The organism is Acinetobacter rudis (assembly GCF_031157835.1).
Taxonomy (GTDB): Bacteria; Pseudomonadota; Gammaproteobacteria; order Pseudomonadales; family Moraxellaceae; genus Acinetobacter; species Acinetobacter rudis_A.
In genome coordinates this window covers 91,794-112,777 of record NZ_JAVIDR010000008.1, presented here as the reverse complement: position 1 = coordinate 112,777, position 20,984 = coordinate 91,794, and the positions used below count along the sequence as shown (strand labels likewise).

Genomic DNA, 20,984 nt, shown 5'->3' with positions numbered 1-20,984 from the left:
TGCGTGGTGAAAAGTATGCATAAAGTTGTAATGGGTGCCAAAGGTGGTGGTGGAAAACAACGACAACCCAAAGTAGCTAAAGACACGACTGCATCCAAAACTTATGCTCGGTTGCAATACGGTATGAGCGAGGGAGAGGTTGAAGGTCTAGCTAATGGTCTTAAATCTGTATATCTCGATGACACGCCAGTTGAAAGTGATAGTGGGGCTAAGAATTTTCAAGATTTGACACTAGATTTTCGTACCGGTACAAATGATCAAACCTATATGGAAGGGTTTGAAAGCATCGCCTCTGAGTCGGCTGTTGGTGTAGAGCTAAAAAGCGGTACACCTTGGGTGAAAGGTGTAACAAATTTAGGTTTGGATGCTGTGATTGTACGGGTTCGTTTTGGCGCACTGAAACAACAAGATCCAAGTACTGGTGATGTGAATGGCGTAAAGATTGACTATTCAATCGAAGTCCAAGCAGATGGTGGTACGTGGGAGTTAGCGCTTGAAACTCAGATGTCAGGCAAAACCTCAGCAAACTATGAACGTACACACCGTATTGGCCTACCGAAAGCCAATAAAAACTGGTTAATCCGAGTTACCCGTAAAACACCAAATTCAAACTCTGAATATGTTAGCGACAAGATGTATGTGCAAGCTATTACCGAAGTGGTAGATCTTAAACTTGCATATCCAAATACTGCATTAATTGGTGTGCAATACGACGCAGAAACCTTCTCGAATATTGCAAAACTTGCGGTGGAATTAAAAGGTATCAAAATTAAGGTACCAAGTAATTATGATCCTGTATCTCGTTCTTATGTGGGCATGTGGAATGGCTTATTTAAACGTGCCTATACGAATAACCCTGCATGGATTTATTACGATCTTTGTACCGCAAAACGTTATGCGCTAGGTCATCGATTAACTGAACAAATGATTGATAAGTGGTCCCTGTATCGCTTGGCTCAATATTGTGATCAGTTAGTCCCTGATGGTAAAGGCGGAGAAGAACCACGCTTTACCTGTAATGTGTACATTCAAAGTGCAGAAGCAGCTTTTGATATCTTAAGAAAACTCGCTGGGCTATTCCGTGCGATTAACTATTGGGATGGCACATCTATCATTTGTGAAGCTGATCTGCCTCAAGATACTTATTTTACCTATACGTCAGCCAATATTATTGGCGGTGTTGGGGCCATTAATTCCGTAGGTACAAGGAACCGTGATCGGCATAATGCTGTAAAGGTTGCTTGGGATAACCCACAGAATCGCTATAAAACCGAATACGTTTTTGTACGAGATGAAAAAGCGATTGCTCAAGATAGAACAGTAAAAATGTTAGAGCTTGAGGCATGGGGTTGTACTTCTGAAGGACAAGCACAGCGCACTGGACAATGGGCCTTAAAGTCCGAGCAACTCGAAACGCAAACAATAACTTTTAAAGTCGGTTTGGATGGTCATATTCCATTACCTGGTAAAGTAATCGAGGTTGCCAACCATCTACTTGCGGGTCGTGATAATGGTGGGCGTATTTCAGCAGTATCTAAAGACCGTAAAAGCATTACCATTGATCGTGACGATGTGGTGTGTCGTGCTGGTGATCGATTGGTTGTTAATGGTGAGGATGGCAAGTCCCAAGCACGTACTGTGTCGGGTATTAATGGTCGAGTGGTCACTGTCGTTGCTGCATTTGATAGCGTTGCAGCGCAGAATATTTGGGTTGTTGATGCTAAGGATTTAGCAACGGTTAAATATCGCGTCCTATCAGTTGTACAGGATGAACAACATCAATTTACGATTACTGCTTTACAACATAACCCAGCTAAATATGATGCAATTGATCACGGTGCATTCATTGATGAACGCCCAATTTCTATCATTCAGCCGACCACACAAGCACCTGTTGAATCTGTCACCATTTCTAGTGAGCAGATGGTACAGCAAGGTCTATCAGTTGAAACCATGATTATTGGCTGGCCTCAAGCCAAAGATGCAACCAAGTATCAGGTTGAATGGCGTAAAGATAATGGCACTTGGTTAAAGCTTCCAATTACAGGGAGTAATTCAGCAGAGGTCGCTGGTATTTATGCTGGAAAATATGAAGCACGAGTGATTGCTATTTCGGCTTTTGAGATTTCATCTTTACCGACATATTCCAAATTGACTGAACTCAAGGGTAAGCAAGGTAAACCGCCAAAGTTAGCATTTATTCGGGCTACTGGTGTTTTATTTGGAATGAAGATTGATTGGGGTTTTCCTGCCGTTGGTGCATTGGACACGGCCTTTGTTGAAATCAATGTTAGCCCTGATGGGAAATCAAATATTGCTCAGCTTGGTTTATTTGCTTACCCAACAACCACCCATACAATTCAAGGTTTGCAGCCGAACTTAACACAGTTCTATCAAGGTCGTTTGGTAGACCGAATTGGCAATAAAGGCGATTGGTCAAACTGGGTGAGTGGTACATCGACAGCAGATGCTAAAGATGTGCTGGATTTACTGCATGAGCAAATCTCTGAAAGCCAACTCAGTAAAGATTTAAAGACTAAGGTTGATCATATCGATCAGATTGATACTGATTTATCTGGTTTAAATGCTGCAGTTAAAAATGCTCAGACTACAGCAGATAAAGCAAACTCTGATCTAGCACTTGAACGCCAAGATCGTATCAATGCAATCAATACGACTCAAAATAAAATAGATCAGGAGGTGAAGGATAGAATACAAGATGTTAAAGACATTAAAGCGATAACAGATAAAACGAATGCTGATTTAGCAGCTGAACGTCAAAACCGCATTGATGCCATAAATTCAACACAGAAAAACATTGATAAAGAGGTTGCTGATCGAAAGGCGGCAATTAAGTCATCTGAAGATGGGTTAACACAAGTCATCAATCAGACGAATCAAAATACACTTCAAGTTATAGATACACTTAAAAAGTCTACAGATAGTGGATTTGCAGCTGTACAAAGTGACATGAAGGTCATTGCAGATGAACAAAAAGTTTTATCTGAAAAGACCGATGGTGTATATGCGCAATTAAATCCACAACTTGCTGGATCTGTAACAGATATGGCAGGTAGTGGTGAGGTGTTTGTGGGGAGTTGGTCACTTCAATCTGCCATGATTGAGGGTGATATGGCTCTTGCAAAGCGTGTAGATACTGTAAGTGTAGAAACCAGCAGCAATAAGGCATCAATTCAGCAAGAAATTATTGCAAGAGTTGATGGTGATAAAGCTTTAGGTCAAAAAATTGATACTTTGAGTGTTGATTTTAATGACAGTAATGCTGCGATTCGCAATGAGTTAAAAGTGGTTGCTGATAAAAATGAATCAACAGCATCAACGTTGAATACATATATCACAACGAATGATGGGAAAATGGCGACCATCACCAATGATTTAAAAGCGACAACCAATGCAACGAATGCCAATACCCAAAGTATTCAAGGGTTAAGTTCTGAAGTTGATGTAATTAAAGGAGATACTGATAAGGCACTTAAAAATAGTGCAACTGCTATATCTACAGCAGAAACGGCAGCGAGCGATGCTAAGTCTGCAGCAAGTATCTCAACTCAAGCCCAAGCTACAGCGCAGTCTGCCAATTCAAATTCTGCTGCAGCTGTTAATGCTTCGAATGATGCAGTGAACAAAGCAAATAAGGCGAATGAAAATTCGGCCCTTGCTTTGTCTAAGGCTGAGGTTGCTGCAAATGATGCGAGTGCAGCAGTTAAACAAGTAAATGCTGTAGAAGCTAAATTGGGTGATTACGCTACAACAGGACAACTAACCCAAGTAGATTCTAAGGTAAATACTATTGACCAAAAGTTGATAGCAGAAACTAAACGTATCGATGGCGTTTATGCTCAAGTGAATCCTGAACTCGCAGGTTCAACTACTGATATGGCTGGCAGTACTGCTTCACTTGTTGGTGTTTGGTCGGAGCAATCTGCACGTATTGAGGGAGATTCAGCTTTAGGTCAACGCATTGATACTATCGGTGTATCCGTTGGTGAAAATAAGGCATCTATTCAAGAGGAGCGAACAGCCCGTATCGATGGTGATCGTGTTACCACTGAGGCTTTAAACAGTTATATCTCAAGTAATGATACCGCATTGGCTTCTGTGCGTCAGACTGCCAATACCGCAGTGAATACATCCAGTGCTAATGCCGAAACTATTGATGCCTTAGATGTAAGTTTAAAGAAAACTCAGAAGGACACAGACAAAGCTTTAGAAAACAGTGCAACAGCCGTACAGCAATCTAAGGCCGCTGTTGATCAGGCTGGATCGGCTGCAAGTATGGCATCAAGTGCAACAGCAACCGCACAAAATGCAAACTCAAATGCTGCAAGTGCAGTTAACCAAGCTAACAATGCTGTAAATACTGCAAATGATGCTAAAAACACCGCAAACACAGCGAATCAAAACTCTGCTACAGCCTTATCCAAGGCAACAGTAGCGGCGAATGATGCAAGTGCTGCAGTGCAAAAGGTTGATGCTGTAGAAGCTAAGTTGGGGGGCTATGCAACAACGGGGCAATTGACCCAAGTCGATTCTAAGGTAAATACTGTTGATCAAAAGTTAGTAGTAGAAACAAAACGAATTGACGGAGTTTACGCTCAAGTGAATCCAGAACTTGCAGGTTCAATCAGTGACATGGCAGGCAGTACTGCTTCGCTTGTTGGTGTTTGGTCTGAGCAGTCTGCACGCATCGAAGGTGATATGGCTCAAGCCAAACGTACTGATCAAGTTGCAGCAGAAATGCAGCAGAATAGTGCAGTTGTTTCTAATCAAATTAGTACGCTTGTTGATGCAGATAAAGCTTTAAGTGAAAGCATCTCAACTGTTCGCTCTGATTTTGAAAGTAATAAATCTACGGTTCAAAGTCAGATAAAAACACTATCTGATGATCAATCATCTCAAGCTAATCGTATTGATACAGTGCAAGCTTCTGCTAAATCTGCCAATACCAAGGCAGATAATGCACAGTCTACAGCTAATGATGCTTTATTTAAGGCTAATCAAGCGAACACCAATTTAGCTACATTGAAAACCGAAGTTGATGCGGTGGCTAAGGAGTCTAGTGCTACAGTCAAACAAGTCAACACAATGCAAACAACGGTAAATGGTCATACTGCATCTATCCAAGAGCAAAAGCAGTCGATCGACGGTGTTTATGCTCAGCAATACATGAAGTTTGATGTGAATGGTCACATTGTTGGCCATGGTTCTATGAACGATGGTAAAACAGGGACCATGATCTTTAACTATGATGCAGTGCATTTTGGTGCACCAGTTGGAGTTGATGGTATTCAACCTAAGCCGCTCATGTCCTTACAAACAAAGGCGGATACATTGCCTAATGGCACTATTATTCCTCCTGGTCTGTATGTGTCTAATGGATATTTTGGACGAATTGATGCATCAAAACTTTGGGTTGACGATCTTAGTGCAATTACTGCGAGCTTTGGGAGTTTAAAGGCTACAGCTGCCAATATTGAAGATGGTGCCATTAAAAAAGCTCATATCGGCAGTGCACAGGTAGATACTTTACAAGTTGCAGGTGGGGCGATTACTGCAAATGCTGCTAGTGAATTTGCTGACCGCTATGATATTCCATACTTTGATACAGCTTTTTCTATTGCAGAAGCAACAATTAATCCAGCAGGTGGAAATGTTGTTGCATGGTTTTGTTTTGAGGCAATGGAGGTGTTTGGGGCTTGGACGAGCAGTTATTCCGCTCACGTATTAATTTCAATTAAAAGGGGTAATACAGTGATCAGTCAAGTAAAGTGGGATGCCCCCAAAATCTATTATGATGACAGCAATAGTCTCTATCCACCTATGTTGCAAAAGTTTGATCAGATTATGTTGCCTATTTTTGACAAACCTCCATCTGGTAGCCACAAATACTCGGTTGAGTTTTATATTTCAGGCTGGGGAAATAATCCAAGGGCTTATATTCGAAATCGAAAATTTATTTTACAAGGAGCTAAACGCTAATGCCTTCGTTATATATATTAAATGGTCGTGGTAAGGTCGTGCAGACCATTAAAGGTGATGATCAAACAGTATGTTTAAACATACCAGAAAACGCAGTATTTACGACTATAGAACCCGAAAACATGTACGAGCAATTATTTGATTTTATTAGTATGGAATGGGTCTATCCAGATCAGTGAAATGTTTATGTGGAATAAGTGGGCGCAATAAGCGCCTTTTTTTATATCTAAAATTTGGGGGAATATCATGTCTGAAACATCCGCTGCAGCAGAAGCATCTGTCGCAGCAATCGGATCAAAAGCAACTTTAACTGGTGGTGCGACAAGTGCCGCTGGTTTTTTTATGGGGATTAATTGGATTGGCTGGATCGGTGTAGGAGTTGCTGTACTTGGTCTACTGATTAATTTTTATTTTTCATATCAGCGAGATCGTCGTGAGCGGCGTGAACATCTCGCACGTATGAAGCAAATTGAAGGGGAATGTGATGTCAAAGACTAAGTATTGGGTCATTGGATCCACACTAGCAACCGCCTTAGGAACAGGCGGTTTTTTTATATCTGGTGTAAGTGATCAGCAGGTACAGGCAACTATGGCCAAAGAGGGTTTTACACCTAAACCCGTTATTCCAGTAAAAGGAGATGTCCCTACGATTGGTCCTGGTATTACGGTGTATCCAAATGGCCAACGTGTAAAAATGTCTGATCCGCCAATAACACGTAAACAAGGATTTGAGTATCTTAAGGCCCACATGGATAAAGATGCAGTGCGATTTAACAAGACATTGCAAAACGTAAAGGTGTCTCAAGGCGAATATGATCTGTATTTTGATTTCACCTATCAATATGGCACAGGTGCTTGGTCTAACTCTTCCATGCTACGAAATTTAAAAGTAGGTAAATACAAACAAGCTTGTGAGTCACTACTTAAATACAAGTATGTAGCAAAGCGTGATTGTAGTATTCGATCCAATGGTTGCTATGGCGTGTGGACCCGACAAAAAGAACGCTATGACAAGTGCATGAGGGAGAATGCATGATCGACATATTCTTAGCGAAATTCTATAAAGCCATCATTATCGTATTGATGGCTTTTTTATTACTAGGTGGTATTGGCTTAAGCATTCAATCTTGGCGTGTTGATCATTGTCAAGCTGAGTACCAGCTGCTCGATGTGAAATTCAAAACCCAAGTAGCTGAGTCGCAAGCCTTAACCGAAAAGGCTAAAGCAGAAGCTACAGCAAAAGAAAAACAATGGTCTGAACAACTGTTAAAAGCGGAGCAAAATTACAATGTTAAAATTAAAAAAGTCATGGCTGATGCTACTCGTGCTCAGTCCGTTGCTAATAGCTTGTCAAAGCAACTCGATACAGCCAAAAGCCGTATGTCCACAGCTTCCCGTGAGACCATTATTAAGTACGCCGATACCAGCTCAGACATACTCAAAGAGTGCATCGCTGAATATAGAACGCTGGCAGAAGCGGCTGATGGACACGCAGTTGATGTCGGGCGATTGAGTGAAGGGTGGCCGGAGTGAAAACATAGTCATAAAGCAGTAAAAGCCCTATTTATAGAAATAAGGCTAGTTGTAATTTAAGTGATTAATTAATTTTATTGTGTATAGGTTGTATTATGGGTATATATTACACAATATTTTAATAAATAAAGGATTTATGTGTTGCAATGCCTGTCATTGCACCATCACCGACAGATAAAGCAACAGAACCACCTGCGCGAGTTATATCGCCACACGCATAAATTCCTTTAATATTTGTTTCTTTTACAGGAGATGTTTTAATCGCCTCACCATATTCATTGATATCAATATCTAAGCCTAAATTACGAATCCAATTTGCTTGTAAACGAGTGATTGTGGACACAAATAAACCACTTAAAGTTGTATGATTTCCATCGATAAATACAAGGTCACAATGATTTTCAATACGTGCAATTTTACGACTCTCAATAGTGATTTGACGCTTAGAAAGTTTTTCTAAGAGCATATTATCTAGCTGTTCGATTTTTATAGTATTGTTTAAAAATAATGTGGTCTTTCCCCAATCAGGTAACATTAGTGCTTGATGTAATGAATGCATACCAGATGCAAGGATACCCACTTCCCCCATATTAAGTTCATATCCATCACAATAAGGGCAGTGATGGATAGATTTACCCCAACGCTCTGCTAAACCTTCAACCAAAGGTAATTCATCTTTTACACCTGTGGCAATGATAATTTTTTCAGCTTGGAACTGTTGCCGTCCAGCTATTACCAAATACTGCCCATCTATTGCTTTTACATCCGTTACTGTTTCAGAAAGCCACGAAACATTTGAATATTTTTCAACTTGTGATCGAGCTTTTTCTGCAATTACATCAGGTGCAATACCATCTTGAGTTAGAAAATTATGAGAATATTTTGCGAAGCGGTTTCTACGTTGTCCTGCATCAATAATTAAAATTTGACGACGAGCGCGAGCCAAAGGTAGTGCAGCAGATAGACCTGCATAGCTACCACCAATAATTATAACTTCATAGTTCATTTTTATAACCTAATATGTAACATTTAAAGTTACTATATCATTATTAAAATTAATATGGAACTTTCAATGTTACAATCTATTTAATCCATTCATTTGAAGATATACCAATGCGTAAAGACAGTAAGCTCTCTCGAATGCTTCATGTGCTTTTACATATGGCACGTGAAGATAAGCCTTTCACATCAGATTACATCTCAGAAATGTTAGAGACAAATCCAGTAGTTGTACGTAGAACAATGTCAGGATTAAAAAAGTATGGATTTGTGGATTCAGAGAAGGGGCCAGGTGGGGGGTGGAGTTTGATTAAGTCTTTAAGTGAAATATCTCTTTATGATGTTTATATAGCAGTAGGTGAGCCTTCAATTTTTGCTATTGGTAATGAAAATAAACAACCCAATTGCTTGGTTGAATTAATTGTAAATCAAGCTTTGGATCAAGCATTCATTGAGGCACAACAGTTATTGATGAATCATTTAAAGAATACAAAATTAGATAAGTTAGCACATGATTTTCAGGTTGAATGGGAAAAACATATTGAGACTAAATAGTTTGATTTAACTTTATTAGAGTTATGGGATATGTAATTTAGAATAGATTCTTACACATTTAAAAATGGCAGTTAATTTTCATCGGGATGTTTTGCTTTTCAGTGACGAGCATCATGTCGGGGTGAGATCATCAATTCTATGGTTATAAAATACACTAAGTGTTAGATGAAATATGTTGTTATTGTAGAGTCTATTTGATGTATGGTAATTCGATGATTATTGCTCTAAGTAGATCTAGTGCAATAAAGAAAAGCTTTGATAGGAAAATCAAGGCTTTAAAATAAATATCCAATTGATTTAACAAAGTTAATTTGGTGTGATATTTTTAATTAAATTGTTTTAAGAGCTGTATTTTGTTTCGGGAAGATGAGTTGAATATTCAATTTGAGCGTTTAAAAAAAATTAGCAACCAAGATATTATTGAAGTAAATACAAATGAACATGTGCTCAAACAAATGCCGCTAGCTAATGGTGTCATTTTTGATGAAGAGTTTTGCATTAAGTGGGTTGAAGAAAAAGAAAATCAATGGGAAAAATATGGATATGGTCCTTGGGCTTTTGTGGTTGATGGTAAATTTGCCGGATGGGGTGGATTGCAACATGAAGATGGTGAGGCAGACTTAGCTTTAGTTCTGCATCCATTATATTGGGGGGTAGGAAAACAAATTTTTTATAAAATTATTAAAAAAGCCTTTACTGAAATGAGTTTAGAGTCAATAACAATTTTATTACCATCAACTAGGAAAAAATTGAAAGGTATTTATTTATTGGGATTTGTATTTGATGGTACGGTTACTCTAGGTGGAGAATATTTTGCAAGGTTTAGATTGTATAATCCAAATGTGCTTGAGAAGTTAATAGATTAAATGAAAATAGTTATTGGTAATGTTAAGTCTATGACACAAAAAAAAGAGCCCACATATTTTTAAATGGACTCAAATGTGAGAAGCAGATCTTTTATACTAAACTTCTAAATATTTTTTTAATAGCTGCTCTTTTTCTAAGTCTTGTAGATTTGAATCATTTAACTGTAATTTCAAGTGATTAAATACTTCCGTAGAGCTAATTTGTTTTGTTTCTACAGCATACTGATAACCATAAGACATTCCTTTCATTAAGGATTCATAGGGTAAATTATTCTTGAAATTAAAAATAATGGAGCCAAGTACCCTTTCATTGAGGCTTAATTTTCTTAAAGGATCCCTTGCGACTCTTTCACATGGATCTTTATATGCATTTAAGCAAGCCTTTTTAAAATTCTCTGTAAATACATTTAAATCGCTATGCCTTGATGGGAATTGAAAGGATAGCCCAGACTTAACCTGCTTTAAAGCTTTATCCATAAAAGTAGTGATTCTTTCATCTGACATCGCAACACCTATTGTTTGATACCCTAAAAGTAATGCATACCAAGCCACTATGGCATGTACGCCATTCCATAATCTATTTTTAATGAATTGGATTTCTTTAATATCATCTACGAGTATCATCTGTCTCATTTTTTGTATTAAAGGACTTTGATTTTCAACATAAATAGGCATATCAGTTTCAGCATGAAATAAAATTAAATTTGTAGATTGTAAAGCTTGATTGGGTTTAGAATTATTCATGATTTCGCCCAAGTAAGATGATGCTAACTTTTTTTGATCAATATTAAGTTGTGAGTTGTCTAGTATATTTTTTTGTTCATAATTTATTGTTTTATTTTGGATTTTTATAATATTATTTTTTATTCTTAACTGTTTTAATAAATTTTGCTCTTTCGTTCTTGAGACCATTCGGTTAACAACAGTATCGCAAAAATAATGATGATCTAAAATTTGAACTGTAATTTCTGTAGTTGTAATTTTTTCAAGTGCATTATGAATTTTATCGAGCCATAATTTTTTTGCACCGATTTTATTTAAAATAATTAAAAGTGTTAAAGGGTTTGTAAATCTTTCGAGGTTTGCAATGTATCGTGCATACAAACCTTGAGCAATGATATGAGCTTCTTCCTCTATAGCCTCTTCTGGTAAACAGATGGCGATCATACTTGATTGAATATACATTTCATGCATTTTTTCAATACAATTTGAATTAATAATCTCTATATTTTCGATTCGCTCATCGTAAGAAAATTGATTATAACGAATTCCATAAGAGCCGAAAGCATTTACAGCTGACAGATATAATGGGTTATATGTCGAAGCATAAATTTTTTTTGGGCGAGTATATCCATCCCAATGAGAAAAAATTTGAGCAATATAACCACCACCAATAGCGCCAAATCCATGTATACCAACGGAAAGCTGATTTAAGGTCTGAGGAAATGGATCATTAAGTTGAGGCAAATCTAATTTGGGTGATACTTGATCAAGTGATTCTAAATAATCATACATACTTTCGAAGAAAAAGAACGATTTTGCAAGCATATTTTCAGTTGGTTCTTTTATATCTTGAAATAATACTGTGATTCCATTGGCATCATATGCCGATTGAATACCATTTTCCGAATCCTCAAACATAAAACATTCAGATGGTTTTACATTTATTTTTTCTGCTGCGGAGATAAAAATTTCTGGATTAGGTTTTCCTTTCTGAACTTCATCACCACATACTATTACATCGAAAAATTTATATACATTTGCATTAATAAGGTACTCCTCTGCTATAGCACGCCGACTCGATGTTGCAACAGCCATTTTCAAACCTGATTTACGTAGTCGCTCTAAAACCTGAACCAATCCTTTCTTTATTGGAACACCTGTAGATCTAATACTTTCTAATTCAAGCTCATCTGCACGCTTTCTAATATTAGCGTAGGGGATATCTTCACCATATTGTTGTTGAGCTAAATTATGAGCACTTTTTGCACTTAATCCTAGACAAGCAATTAAGTAAGTATCACTAAATTCAGTTCCAATAATTTCTTTAGATGCCTGTTTTAAAGTCTTGAGCCTTAAACGCTCTGTATCAAACATTGTGCCATCCATATCAAAGATTGCACCATAAACATCATAATTATTAAATTTAATCACTTAAAATCCATCTATTAATCTAAAAAACTAATTAAAGAATAAAAAGAATGGATTGAAATGTTTATAATTTAGGCTGTAAAAGTGTTTATTTGGGTATTTTTTGATCAATGAGGGTCGATATGGGATGTTATCTGTAACTTTATATGAATAAATTCCAGTTTTGATGTGAAGGTTTTTATTTATCAAGTTAACTTTGGCTTGCAAAAAAATGTACGGATTTGTGATCCTGTGACAAAGGTGGCTAGTGAAATGGACAGGTATTTGTTGTAGTCATACCGCTATGTTTGATTTAAAAATCTTTAATAAAATTTCTAATGAGGCACTGAGATTAAAACATGACCTTCAGCTTGGTTGTGACCTGCAATTAATCGATAGATATCACGCCTCTATTTCTAGGGATTGCACACAGGTCATTATTTTGATTTTACGATAACGTGGCTATACATGTTTAGAAATATGCCAATTACTTAAATAAGTTTAAAACTTTATAATTAAGCATATATAGTGTTAAGTCGTAATTAGGCTTAATAAAAAATTAATCCACTTTTTTATTCTATATTTGGAATATATAAGTTACAGGATGCTCTTACGTCTAATATCATAGTATTTGAAATGGATCATTCTGTTCTTACACGCGTACTATACTTATCGATCATAATTGAGCTTGCCTCATTCAGTCCACGTACAGTCACAGTAGTTCCATTTTTCTCAAATTTATTAACAACAGAATCTAGCATAGCTACTGATGTGATATCCCAAATATGAGATTGAGTTAAATCAATAATGACCTCATTGACATTTTCCTCAAAATCAAAGAAGTTAAAAAAACTATCTGATGAACTAAAAAATATTTGTCCTTTAAGGTTATATAATCGAGCTGCACCTTCGTAGGACACACTCACTTTAATATCATTTTCTAATTTGTTGGCCAAAAATAATGCTGAAAGCAGTACTCCGGTTAATACACCTAAAGCTAAGTTATGGGTGGCAACTACAACGAGAACTGTTGAGAACATTACAATACTGCTGCTTTTAGGGTTCTTCTTTAAATGAATTATGGAGTTCCAGTTAAATGTACTGATCGATACCATTATCATTACGGCTACTAAAGCAGCCATCGGAATTACACTTAACCAGTCACTTATAAAGACTACGAGAACAAAAAGAAATATACCTGCCGAAAAAGTGGATAATCGTGTAAGTCCACCTGATTTGACATTAATCATTGATTGTCCAATCATGGCACAACCTGCCATTCCTCCCATAAATCCAGAGGTGATATTAGCAATACCTTGTCCTTTACATTCTCGATATTTATCACTCGGGGTATTCGTCATTTCATCGATAATAGTTGCTGTCATCATAGATTCCAGTAAACCAACTGCAGCTAATGCAAATGAATATGGAAGAATAATCAATAGTGTTTCGATATTTATAGGGATATTAGGGATTAGGAAAATTGGCAGTGTATCAGGTAATGAACCCATATCTCCAACAGTTCTAACATCAACTGCAATAACTACCGAAAGTAAGGTTATAACAATAATACAAACTAGTGGTGATGGTAATAGTTTTCCAAGTCCAGGCATTAAAGGAAACAGATAAATAATAGCTAAACCTAGAGAGACAAATGCATATACATGCCATGTTACATGTAGTAATTCTGGAATTTGAGCCATGAAAATCAAAATAGCTAAAGCATTTACAAATCCAGTGACAACAGATTTGGATACAAACCTCATCAATTTTGCTAGTTTTAAATAACCAGCCAATATTTGAATAACACCAGTTAAAATTGTGGCAGCGAGTAGGTATTCCAAACCGTGTTCTCTAACCAATGTTGCCATAAGTAAGGCCATTGCTCCGGTAGCGGCAGAAATCATGGCTTGGCGACCACCAAAGAATGAAATTACAACAGCAATACAGAAAGAAGCATATAAACCAACTTTAGGGTCAACACCTGCAATAATTGAGAAAGCAATGGCTTCTGGGATGAGTGCAAGACCAACAACAAGTCCTGCAAGCAAATCTCCTCGGATATTAGAGAACCACTGTTCTCGCACACTAGACAGCATAAATATAGCCTTTTTGATTATATAAATAGGCTAGTAATGTGGTACATCAAATATTAAAAATAAATCACATCACTAGGTAATAATGAGAAACTTGCTAATTTAGGGGGTAGAAATATCAATGTGGTGTGAGTTTCATAAACACTTAAGATGATCTTAGAAATGAACTGTTGAGGGTATCAGTTTTTGATAATTCAAACTAGTTAGTGACTAGAGTGCTCAAACTTCTATACTTATATAAATATAAAATTATACTCAAGATAGTTAGTTAAGTAATTATTTGTCTTTGTACATAATATCTATAAATATAATAACTGTTTTTTAGTGTGTTTTAATTTATTTTAGTGATTTATGTAGCATGTACTATTAAGAGTTAGAATGTTTCTATTAATAAAGATAATATGATTAATATTCTTGAAAATATCATGCATTATATGGTTGTTATCTATTGTTTTAACTTAAAATATAGATGAATTTTCATGTTTTATAACTTATTGATATATAAAATATTATTTTATTTATTTTTGGTTTTTCTTGGATTTTATGTGCTAATTATTTAGTAAAATCATAAAGTTAATAAAAAAACATGGTATAATTTTTTCTCATTTATATATGTGTGTTTAGTAAAGTACATTTTAATCTTTACCTTAGCGTATATATCTTTTTATTTATTTCATATTCTGTTCAAGGGGAATAATCTAATTTTTGAGGATTATTGGTTATATTCTTTTAAGTCATAAATCTATTTTTCATGAGCAGGATTTGAAATTAAAATTAAAACTAATGGAGATAGCAATGGATCGAATCGCAATTATTGGAGCTGGACCTAGTGGTATGGCTCAACTAAGAGCATTTCAATCAGCAAAGGCCAAAGGTCTAGAAATACCAGAAATTATTTGTTTTGAAAAACAAGATGACTGGGGTGGATTGTGGAATTATACGTGGCGTACAGGCATTGATGAGCATGGTGATGCAGTTCATGGGAGTATGTATAGATATTTGTGGTCCAATGGACCAAAAGAGGCATTGGAATTTGCTGACTATACTTTTGATGAGCATTTTGGAAAACCAATAGCTTCTTATCCACCACGTGAAGTTTTATGGGATTACATTAAAGGGAGAGTGGAAAAGGCTGGAGTTAAAGAACTCGTGCGCTTTAATACCGCTGTTAAAAATATTAGTTTTGATGCAAAGTCTAAAATGTTTACAGTATCTGTGGAAAACTATGCAAGCGGCGAAAGCTATTCTGAAGAATTTGACTACGTAATTGTTGCCTCTGGGCATTTTTCTACACCGCGAGTTCCTGAGTATGATGGATTTAATAGATTTCATGGCCGAATACTTCATGCTCATGATTTTAGGGATGCTTTAGAATTTAAAGGGAAAAACATACTTTTGGTTGGGAGTAGTTATTCTGCTGAGGATATTGGATCTCAATGTTATAAGTATGGTGCAAAACAAATTTATAGTTGCTATCGCTCAAAACCTATGGGATACAAATGGCCTAAAAATTGGGTTGAAAAGCATCAATTAAAATCTGTAGATGAAGATACAGTTTATTTTGGGGATGGTACATCAGCGCAGGTTGACGTGATTATTCTATGTACGGGATATTTGCACCACTTTCCATTTATAGAAGAAAATTTAAGATTAAAAACTCATAACTGCTTATACCCTAAAGATCTATATCAAGGAGTTGTCTGGGAGGATAATCCAAAGATGTTTTATTTAGGAATGCAAGATCAGTGGTATACTTTTAATATGTTTGATGCACAAGCTTGGTTTGTACGCGATATTATTACTGGAAAAGCGTTATTACCTTCACGTAAAGATATGGTTAGGCATACTCATGTTTTACATGAGATGGAGAAAAGTCTAGGATCGGATGAGGAGTTGGCTAAATTTCAAGGTGATTATATTAAGGAGCTCATTTCTCTTACCGACTATCCTTCTTTTGATATAGATGCTGTCCACAAGATATTTATGGAATGGAAGAAGCATAAAAAGGAAGATATTATGGGGTTTAGGGATAAAGTTTATACTTCAGTAATGACGGGTAATTTAGCGAAACCACACCATACACCATGGTTGTATGCTTTAAATGATTCTCTAGAAAATTATTTAGGTAGTGGTGATGGAGATAAAAAATAAGCAGTACACAAATTTTTAACCTGATAAATGTTAAAAAATTATGGTGGTCATATTGGAATAATGACCACCATGTTGCAATTAATTAACCATATCTTTGTAATATGAATATATAAAGCCCTATTGACGTTGAGTGGTTCATATGATTATGCCACCTTTAACATCTTAGCAATCTCGCTAGCTGTAGGGTTGTAATAAGTATTTACCAAAACACTAATCATCTTGTGGCCTGTGATTTTCGCTAGAATTTCAACGGGAATCTTATAGTTATGAACAAATCTAGTAATCGCTTCGTGTCGCGTATCATGAAAGTGAAGTTTACCAGTGTACTTTGTCTTAGCTAAGTGTCTTTGCCAAACTAGGCGGAATGAGTTTGAATTGTGTGGAAATATTCTATCATCAGGATCCTTTGGTTTTAACCAAGTTAACATTTCTTGAGCTTGAGCTGTTAAAGGCACATCTCGATTAGTGCCATTTTTAGTATCATATAGCTTAATATAATCTTCAAAAATATGTTTTTGCTTGATTGATAATAATTCACCTTTACGCATAGTAGTTTCTAAAGCGAATAGAAAAGCCCATGCTACAAAGTGTCTTGGCAGTGTTGGAGTTTGTCCGCGCTTATAACCTAATGCCTTGATAATTACTTCTTCGTCTTCCTTATGAATACGTTGATGGCGAGGAGGAGGCATACTTGGTTTTGTGACTTCTTTGAATGGATTTTCTTTAGTTAAAAATAATTCTCTACGTGCATATTCAAAAGCAGAACTATAAACTCCCATCTGCCTAATAACAGTACTTGTCTTTACTGTTTTTAATCGTTGATCACGCCATCTTTTTACCATTGCTGGTGTTAGGTCATGGATTGATTCTTCAGCATCAGCACCCCAAGTACTTTTTAATGCTTTGAGTTGCTGTAAAATAAAGTCTGCACTTTTCATGTTCTTACCATGCTCATGGTAATACTGATCAAAAAGTGAATAAAAAGAGATATGTATCTTTTCTTCTTGTTGAGAAGCAGATTGGGATTGTAGTTCAAGAAGTTTCTTTGCTGCCCATTGTTCACATTCTGCTGATGTGTCACGGGTAGCTGTGAATCGTTGGCCATTGTGGCGAACAGTAATACGATAGGCGTTGCCGCGTTTGACCGGCTTTTGCATAATAACACTCCAAATTTCGTGGTGCCGCTGTGACACCAAATTTGGAAAAGGTCATTAAGACCTCAACTTTTTTGGTGTCGCAGGGGAAATATAAAGCGTTTTTTAATGCGAAATTTGATTATTTTGAATAACCAAAGCTGATCTATCGACAATAAAAAACAGGTCACAAAGTCATTAAAACCTTGTAACCTATTGATTTTTAAAACCATATTTTGGAGCGGGAAAGGAGACTCGAACTCCCGACCCCAACCTTGGCAAGGTTATGCTCTACCAACTGAGCTATTCCCGCAATAGGTCGCATTATAGAGAATTTCATTAAACTGTCAACTCTATATGCGACCAAGTGATGAATTAATCAGCACGACGCCAAACAGTACCTTGACGAGTATCTTCTAACACGACACCTTGAGCTAACAAAGATTGGCGAATTTCATCTGCCTTAGCAAAATCTTTTGCTTTTTTAGCATCTTGGCGTTGTTGAATAAAGTCCGCGATTTCTTCTTCAGATAAGGCAAGTGCTGTTTGACCAATATCTGATTTAAGAAAATCATCTACTGGGTGTTGTACTAGACCTAAAATATCAGTCAAGTAGCGTAGAGTTACATAATAGCTTGCTGCCTGATCTGCAGTTTCTTCTTTAATAGAGCGGTTAAGCTCTTTGCTGAGTTCAAATAATACCGCAATCGCTTCAGCGGTATTGAAGTCATCACGCATGGCACTATTGAAACGGTCAATAAAGCTTTGTTCTAGTGGAGCTGTACATTGCTCACCGTAAACTTGTTGGAATGCTTTGAATGCATGGTAGAAGCGACTCAGAGCGGACTTAGCTTCTTTGAGTGCAACATCTGAGAAATTAACTGGGCTGCGGTAGTGTGAAGAAACAATAAAGTAACGAATCACTTCGGGATGGAATTTATCCATAACATCACGAATGGTGAAGAAGTTACCCAAAGATTTCGACATTTTTTCGCCATCGACATTGATAAACCCAACATGCATCCAATAATTCACATATTGTTCACCTGTTGCCGCTTCACTTTGAGCAATTTCATTTTCATGATGAGGGAAGAGTAAATCAGAGCCCCCACCATGAATATCAAAGTGGTTACCTAAGCAGCATGTAGACATGGCAGAGCATTCGATATGCCAACCTGGACGACCTTTGCCCCAAGGAGAAGGCCAAAAAGGTTCATTTTCTTTGGCATGTTTCCATAGAACGAAATCAAAAGGATGTTTTTTCTCAACTTCAACATCAACACGGTCTGAAGCACCTGCTTGCATGTCATCAAGCTTACGACCAGACAAGCGGCCATAGCGGTCAAAGTTTTCTACACGAAAATAAACATCACCATTATTAGCAGCATAAGCAGCATCTTTTTCAACCAAATGACCAATCATGTTTTGCATTTGGTCAATATAATCGGTCGCACGTGGTTCTTCGTCTGGTGCAACACAACCAAGATTGGCAGAATCTTCATTCATCGCTTGAATGAAACGTGCTGTGAGCTGTTGAATAGATTCATTATTTTCGTTGGCACGTTTAATGATTTTATCGTCAATATCAGTAATGTTTCGGATATAACGCACTTTCCAACCTTGACTACGTAAGAATCTAACAATGTAGTCAAATGCAACCATGACTCGAGCATGCCCAATATGACAATAATCATAAACGGTCATTCCACATACATACATGTCGATTTGACCTTCTTTACGAGGAACAAATTCAACTTTTTTGCGTTGCTCAGAGTTATAAAGTACAAATGGTTGCATGGGCATACAGGTTTTTAATAAAGGTGCTTTATCATAGCCTAAGCACTATTATTCACAAAGTTTTATCAATAATTTTTCTATACAAGTGAATTTTATACATTAAAAAAAAGGCAGTTGAGTTTTGCTATGTTAGAATGCATCGAAAAGATTTTTATCTCTATTGTATTGAATTAAGGTTCATCATTTTGAATTTACCACAAACGCAGAATCAAATAGATTTTCAAAAGGTCGCATTACAAACGTTAAGCGTTGAAGTTGATGCTTTAAATACACTAGCTGGCCAAATTGATGAGCGTTTTGATCGCGCTTGCCAAATTATTTTGCAATGCCAAGGGCGTGTTGTGGTGACGGGTATGGGCAAGTCTGGCCATATTGGTCGTAAGATGGCCGCAACGTTTGCATCTACAGGTACACCTTCATTTTTCCTTCATCCAGCTGAAGCGGGACATGGCGATCTTGGTATGTTGGTTCGTGGTGATGTATTGATCGCGATTTCTAACTCAGGGAAAAGTGATGAAATCATGATGTTGATGCCACTGATTAAGCATCTACAAGTTCCAATGATTAGTATTAGTGGCGATGACAGTGGCCCTATGCCAAAAAATGCCGATGTTGCCTTAACATTAGGTGAAATTAATGAAGCGTGCCCATTGGGTTTAGCACCAACATCGAGCACTACAGCAACCTTAGCTTTAGGCGATGCTTTGGCTGTGGCACTTCTTGAAGCACGTGGTTTTACTGCAGATGATTTTGCTCGTTCGCATCCAGCTGGTGCACTAGGCAAGCGTTTACTTTTGCATGTGAAACACTTAATGCATACAGGTACAGATTTACCTAAAGTTTCACCTGATACACCAATGAATAAAGTGTTGTATGAAATTTCTAATAAACGCATGGGTGTTACAACAGTTGTCGATGAGCACGATGCGTTATTAGGGATATTTACCGATGGTGATTTGCGTCGTCTTATTGATAAACAACAAGGTTTTGATGTAAATCTACCTGTTTCAGCAGTGATGACTTGTAATCCAATGACAATTTCAGCTGAAGCTCGTGCAGTAGAAGCTTTAGAAAAAATGAATGAAAAGAAAATAAGTCAATTTGTTGTTGTAGATGCTGCAAATAGAGTCACTGGTGTGATTAGCATGCATGATCTGATTCAAGCTGGGGTAAGTTAAGTCATGTCTTCATATGTATTATTAGAACAAGCACGTGACATCCAAGCTTTGGTATTGGATGTAGATGGTATTCTTAGTGATGGATTTGTCACTTTAACCAATACCGGTGATGAAATAAAATCATTTGATATCCGAGATGGTTTGGGTATGAAATTGGTGCAACAGGCGGGTATGAAAGTAATTATTATTACAGGGCGCCAGAGCCAAATTGTCCATAAGCGGATGAGTGATTTAGGCGTGGATTTGGTTTTCCAAGGCCGAGAAGATAAAGGTATTGCATTAAAAGAGGCATGTGCTCAATTTGATTTGCGACCAGAAGATTGTCTTTATATGGGAGATGATTGGCCAGATCTTTCTGCTTTTGCTATAGCGGGTATGAAAGTCACAGTTCCAAACGGTCATGTTGAAGTGCGTAAACGTGCAGATCTTGTAACACAAGCGATGGGGGGGCGTGGTGCAGTGCGTGAAGTTTGTGATATGTTATTGACAGCCAAAGATGTTTACCAAGAATTACTTGAAAAATATTTGACCGTCCCACATTAATCA

The 20,984-nt window shown here is 37.0% G+C and carries 15 protein-coding genes and 1 tRNA gene; 10 read left to right on the top strand and 6 right to left on the bottom strand.

All coding sequences use genetic code 11. From position 1 onward, the window contains the following. The first annotated feature begins 15 nt into the window (after window positions 1–15). The 5 genes from gpJ (at window position 16) to RFH42_RS09390 (ending at window position 7,533) form a co-directional block, all read left to right on the top strand. A complete protein-coding gene (gpJ, locus tag RFH42_RS09410; protein ID WP_308975329.1) occupies window positions 16–6,000 on the top strand; it encodes a TipJ family phage tail tip protein in 5,985 nt (1,994 codons plus the stop codon). Further along, on the top strand, window positions 6,000–6,179 hold the full coding sequence (locus RFH42_RS09405) for a hypothetical protein (protein ID WP_308975328.1): 180 nt from the start codon (window positions 6,000–6,002) through the stop codon (window positions 6,177–6,179). The genes gpJ and RFH42_RS09405 overlap by 1 nt, the downstream gene beginning before the upstream one ends. Before the next feature lie 67 nt (window positions 6,180–6,246). Next, window positions 6,247–6,498 (top strand): holin, encoded by a 252-nt coding sequence (locus tag RFH42_RS09400; RefSeq protein WP_308975327.1) that lies wholly within the window; start codon window positions 6,247–6,249, stop codon window positions 6,496–6,498. Next, a complete protein-coding gene (locus tag RFH42_RS09395; RefSeq protein WP_308975326.1) occupies window positions 6,482–7,036 on the top strand; it encodes a glycoside hydrolase family protein in 555 nt (184 codons plus the stop codon). Before RFH42_RS09400 ends, RFH42_RS09395 begins: the two co-directional genes overlap by 17 nt. Further along, a complete protein-coding gene (locus RFH42_RS09390) occupies window positions 7,033–7,533 on the top strand; it encodes a hypothetical protein (protein ID WP_308975325.1) in 501 nt (166 codons plus the stop codon). The genes RFH42_RS09395 and RFH42_RS09390 overlap by 4 nt, the downstream gene beginning before the upstream one ends. 118 nt (window positions 7,534–7,651) lie before the next feature. Here the strand turns inward: RFH42_RS09390 and RFH42_RS09385 are convergent, their stop codons facing one another. Beyond that, the gene (locus tag RFH42_RS09385; protein ID WP_308975324.1) at window positions 7,652–8,539 is read right to left on the bottom strand and encodes an NAD(P)/FAD-dependent oxidoreductase; all 888 of its coding nucleotides are present in this window, start codon (window positions 8,537–8,539) and stop codon (window positions 7,652–7,654) included. Window positions 8,540–8,646: 107 nt separating this feature from the next. On the opposite strand from RFH42_RS09385, the gene RFH42_RS09380 reads away from it, so the two are divergent. Continuing rightward, entirely contained in the window at window positions 8,647–9,087 is a 441-nt protein-coding gene (locus RFH42_RS09380; RefSeq protein WP_308975323.1) for an Rrf2 family transcriptional regulator, read from the top strand. Between the two features lie 371 nt (window positions 9,088–9,458). Next, window positions 9,459–9,953, top strand: coding sequence for a GNAT family N-acetyltransferase (locus RFH42_RS09375; protein WP_308975322.1), 495 nt, complete (start codon window positions 9,459–9,461; stop codon window positions 9,951–9,953). Between the two features lie 96 nt (window positions 9,954–10,049). Here RFH42_RS09375 and mtlD read toward each other — a convergent pair whose 3' ends face one another. Beyond that, window positions 10,050–12,107 carry a bifunctional mannitol-1-phosphate dehydrogenase/phosphatase gene (mtlD, locus tag RFH42_RS09370; RefSeq protein ID WP_308975321.1) on the bottom strand — a complete coding sequence of 686 codons (2,058 nt, stop codon included), beginning with the start codon at window positions 12,105–12,107 and terminating at the stop codon, window positions 10,050–10,052. 617 nt (window positions 12,108–12,724) lie between these two features. After that, window positions 12,725–14,182 (bottom strand): SulP family inorganic anion transporter, encoded by a 1,458-nt coding sequence (locus tag RFH42_RS09365; protein ID WP_308975320.1) that lies wholly within the window; start codon window positions 14,180–14,182, stop codon window positions 12,725–12,727. Between the two features lie 792 nt (window positions 14,183–14,974). Here RFH42_RS09365 and RFH42_RS09360 point away from each other — a divergent pair. Next, on the top strand, window positions 14,975–16,330 hold the full coding sequence (locus RFH42_RS09360) for an NAD(P)/FAD-dependent oxidoreductase (RefSeq protein WP_308975319.1): 1,356 nt from the start codon (window positions 14,975–14,977) through the stop codon (window positions 16,328–16,330). 143 nt (window positions 16,331–16,473) lie between these two features. Here RFH42_RS09360 and RFH42_RS09355 read toward each other — a convergent pair whose 3' ends face one another. From RFH42_RS09355 to cysS, 3 genes are all read right to left on the bottom strand, one after another. Then, entirely contained in the window at window positions 16,474–17,487 is a 1,014-nt protein-coding gene (locus RFH42_RS09355) for a tyrosine-type recombinase/integrase (protein WP_308975318.1), read from the bottom strand. 213 nt (window positions 17,488–17,700) lie between these two features. After that, a tRNA-Gly gene (locus RFH42_RS09350) sits at window positions 17,701–17,776 on the bottom strand. A 62-nt stretch (window positions 17,777–17,838) separates the two neighbouring features. Further along, window positions 17,839–19,260, bottom strand: coding sequence for a cysteine--tRNA ligase (gene cysS / locus RFH42_RS09345; protein WP_308975317.1), 1,422 nt, complete (start codon window positions 19,258–19,260; stop codon window positions 17,839–17,841). Window positions 19,261–19,394: 134 nt separating this feature from the next. On the opposite strand from cysS, the gene RFH42_RS09340 reads away from it, so the two are divergent. Then, window positions 19,395–20,438: a KpsF/GutQ family sugar-phosphate isomerase gene (locus RFH42_RS09340; protein ID WP_308975316.1), complete on the top strand. Its 1,044-nt coding sequence runs from the start codon at window positions 19,395–19,397 to the stop codon at window positions 20,436–20,438. A gap of 3 nt (window positions 20,439–20,441) precedes the next feature. Further along, window positions 20,442–20,981, top strand: a complete 540-nt coding sequence (locus RFH42_RS09335; protein WP_308975315.1) for a KdsC family phosphatase — start codon at window positions 20,442–20,444, stop codon at window positions 20,979–20,981. Window positions 20,982–20,984 lie beyond the last annotated feature (3 nt).